The organism is uncultured Fibrobacter sp., from assembly GCF_937877005.1.
Lineage (GTDB): Bacteria > Fibrobacterota > Fibrobacteria > Fibrobacterales > Fibrobacteraceae > Fibrobacter.
Genome location: NZ_CALEFV010000108.1, coordinates 1 through 2,664, shown reverse-complemented (window position 1 = coordinate 2,664; position 2,664 = coordinate 1). Strand labels below are relative to the sequence as shown.

The 2,664-nt window shown below is 49.9% G+C and carries 3 protein-coding genes and 1 pseudogene; 1 reads left to right on the top strand and 3 read right to left on the bottom strand.

What is annotated here, in order from left to right:
- Positions 1-852 (bottom strand): Wzz/FepE/Etk N-terminal domain-containing protein (locus Q0628_RS05440; protein ID WP_298768898.1); only part of this gene is annotated, 852 nt, incomplete at its 3' end.
- Between the two features lie 187 nt (positions 853-1,039).
- Between Q0628_RS05440 and sufC the strand changes: the two genes are divergently transcribed.
- Positions 1,040-1,786, top strand: a complete 747-nt coding sequence (gene sufC, locus Q0628_RS05435) for a Fe-S cluster assembly ATPase SufC (RefSeq protein ID WP_088658070.1) — start codon at positions 1,040-1,042, stop codon at positions 1,784-1,786.
- 311 nt (positions 1,787-2,097) lie between these two features.
- Here sufC and Q0628_RS15690 read toward each other — a convergent pair.
- Positions 2,098-2,253: pseudogene (locus tag Q0628_RS15690) on the bottom strand (signal recognition particle receptor subunit alpha); the annotation flags it as partial.
- Positions 2,254-2,664 (bottom strand): YlxM family DNA-binding protein (gene ylxM, locus Q0628_RS05425; protein WP_298768891.1); only part of this gene is annotated, 411 nt, incomplete at its 5' end.

Sequence of the window (2,664 nt, the reverse complement as noted above, 5' to 3'; positions counted from 1 at the left end):
CTTCACGCCAGGCAACTGCGATTCCAGGAATTCCAAAGTCTTTTCGGCTTCGGCACTGCGCATTTCCACATTCTGGCGAACATACGTGTTGGCAATGGTATTCAGGATCGAAGCTGCGCGGTCTGCATAGCGGTGCGAGAAAGACACTCCAATGACACCGGTCTGTTTTCCTTTTTCAGCCACCTTGAGGCCTGCGGCAAGACTGCGGACCGCGATCAACGGATTCGTCATGTTGATTCGGAACTCTTCGCCGACAGAGGCACGCATGCGGCTTACACGAATCTGCAAGGTATCGCCCGCATACAAAACCTTGAGCATCTGACCGACCTTGCCTTCGACCAGCCTGGTTTCGTCTTCATTATACACTGCGTAAGTGTCGTCACCTGTAACCACAGCCCTCCACTTTTCGGTGCGGGCCATGTCCGGAATAAAGAGGTAGTCAAGATCCATGCGGCCTTCGCGGTGCAGAAGGCGGTTCAAGGCACTCGTCGGCGTTGCCGAGTAATTCAAGTGTTCTTCGGAGACCACGTAGTTCAGTACCAAGCGGCTCTTGATTAGTTCGATTTCGGCATCGGCCGGACTAGCGACATCCAGAATGGCTCCCATTTCGCCCATGGCCCGGTTTGCGGCCTTGTTACCCTTTACATCGATCTGCAACAGGGCATCGCTTGTAAACTGAGGACGAATCCACTGACCTATCACAAGTCCGATTAAAGCACCTGCTGCCAGGAACAAACATAGCGTAAAGCGCTTTTTCCACAGAATAAATAAGGCTTCAAGCAGGGTAATTGTATTGTTAGTCGACTGAGCTTGCGCCCCGACAACGATCGTCTGCTGTTCGTTTTCAGCCATCCGAGTCTCCAAAAAATGCATAAATTCAGATTTGAACAAAATATAGGAAAAATTATTTATCATTAATTATCAAACTCAAATAAAAATAACACATTATGAACTTCAATTATATTATAGTTATAATTTTCTTGCATTTTTTCAACCGGGGAGATTTTTCTATATTTGGCAACCGATTAAGAGAGGAATTATGCTGTCCATCAAGAACCTTAAAGCAAGTATCGAAGACGGAACCCAAATTTTGAAGGGTATCAACCTGGAAGTCAAACCGGGTGAAGTCCACGCCATCATGGGCCCGAACGGATCTGGCAAAAGTACACTTTCAAAGGTCATCGCAGGCCACCCCGCTTACACCGTGAACGAAGGTTCCGTGACTCTCGACGGCAAGGACCTGCTCTCGATGGAAATCTGCGACCGCGCCAATTCGGGACTTTTCATCAGCACGCAATACCCCACCGAAATTCCGGGCGTGAACAACGTGGAATTCTTGCAGATGGCGCTCAATTCCAAGCGCGCTTACCTGGGGCTTGAACCGCTCGCCGACGCCGACTTCAAGAAACTTTGCGAAGAAAAAATGGCCATGCTCGAAATGGACGACCGTTACCGCGACCGCGGCGTGAACGACGGCTTTAGCGGCGGCGAAAAGAAGCGCAACGAAATTCTGCAGATGGCGATTCTGGATCCGAAGGTGTCGTTCCTCGACGAAACGGACTCGGGCCTCGACATTGACGCTCTCCGCATTGTGGCTCACGGAATCAACCAGATTATGTCGCCCGAAAAGGCCGTGATTCTGGTGACGCACTACCAGAGACTTCTGGACTACATCAAGCCGACTTACGTGCATGTGCTCCGCCATGGTAAAATCATTTTGAGTGGCGGTCCGGAACTTGCGCTCAAGCTCGAAGAACAAGGCTACGACTGGATCGAGGAAAACTAATGGACGCCATTACCCGCATTAAACAATTGGGAATGCCGCGTCGCAATAACGAATTGTGGACGTTTTTCCCGGTCAACAAGATTCCGAATGTACTGGGCGCGGATGGAGATTGCCGCGTCGCAGACGTATGCACCTGCGACGAAGACTTCGCCAACGAAGACGACTTTGCCGCCCTTTTGCCGATTGCCTGCAACGCCCGTAAACTCGTAAAGACGATTGGTGACGGCGAAAACGAAATGGCGATGCTCAAGTGCAACAACGACTTCGGTCGTACCGTCTTGAACATCGGCAAGAATGCCAAAGCAAGCATCGAAATCCTTGACAACAAGGTAGTTAACGTCCGCTTCCAGCAAGGCCATGCGCACTTCACGCATTGCATCCTTGATGTTCTGCTCATTCAGCTTACCCTTGCCGGTCAGCTTTTTAAACGCCTTTTGAAGTTTATCCGAAAGGCCTTCAAATGCCATTTACATTTCCTCCTGATCAAGCAATGTGTTTATAATGGACCGGGCTTCGATAAGATGGGATTTTGTAGCTTCATCCGAAACCACTTTTTCCAGCACCTCGCTGCATTTGCGCAAGCCCTCTTCCTGCTGCCGGAATCGTCGCGCCAAGCCCAGCTTCTCTTCAAAATCATTGAGTGTCTTTTCCACACGGTTCACCGTATCGTGGATGCTCTGGCGGCTGACGGAGAATTGCTGTGCGATTTCGGCCAGGGAATAATCCTCTTCAAAATAGAGTCTGGCAATCTCCTGCTGATTTTCCGTCAGCATTTGGCCGTAAAACGCCAGATACCAGGAAAGATAGACCTTTTTTTCCATCGGAGTACGCTTTTCCTGATCCATATTTCCTCCCGTCAAGCCCTTTTGCTTGACACA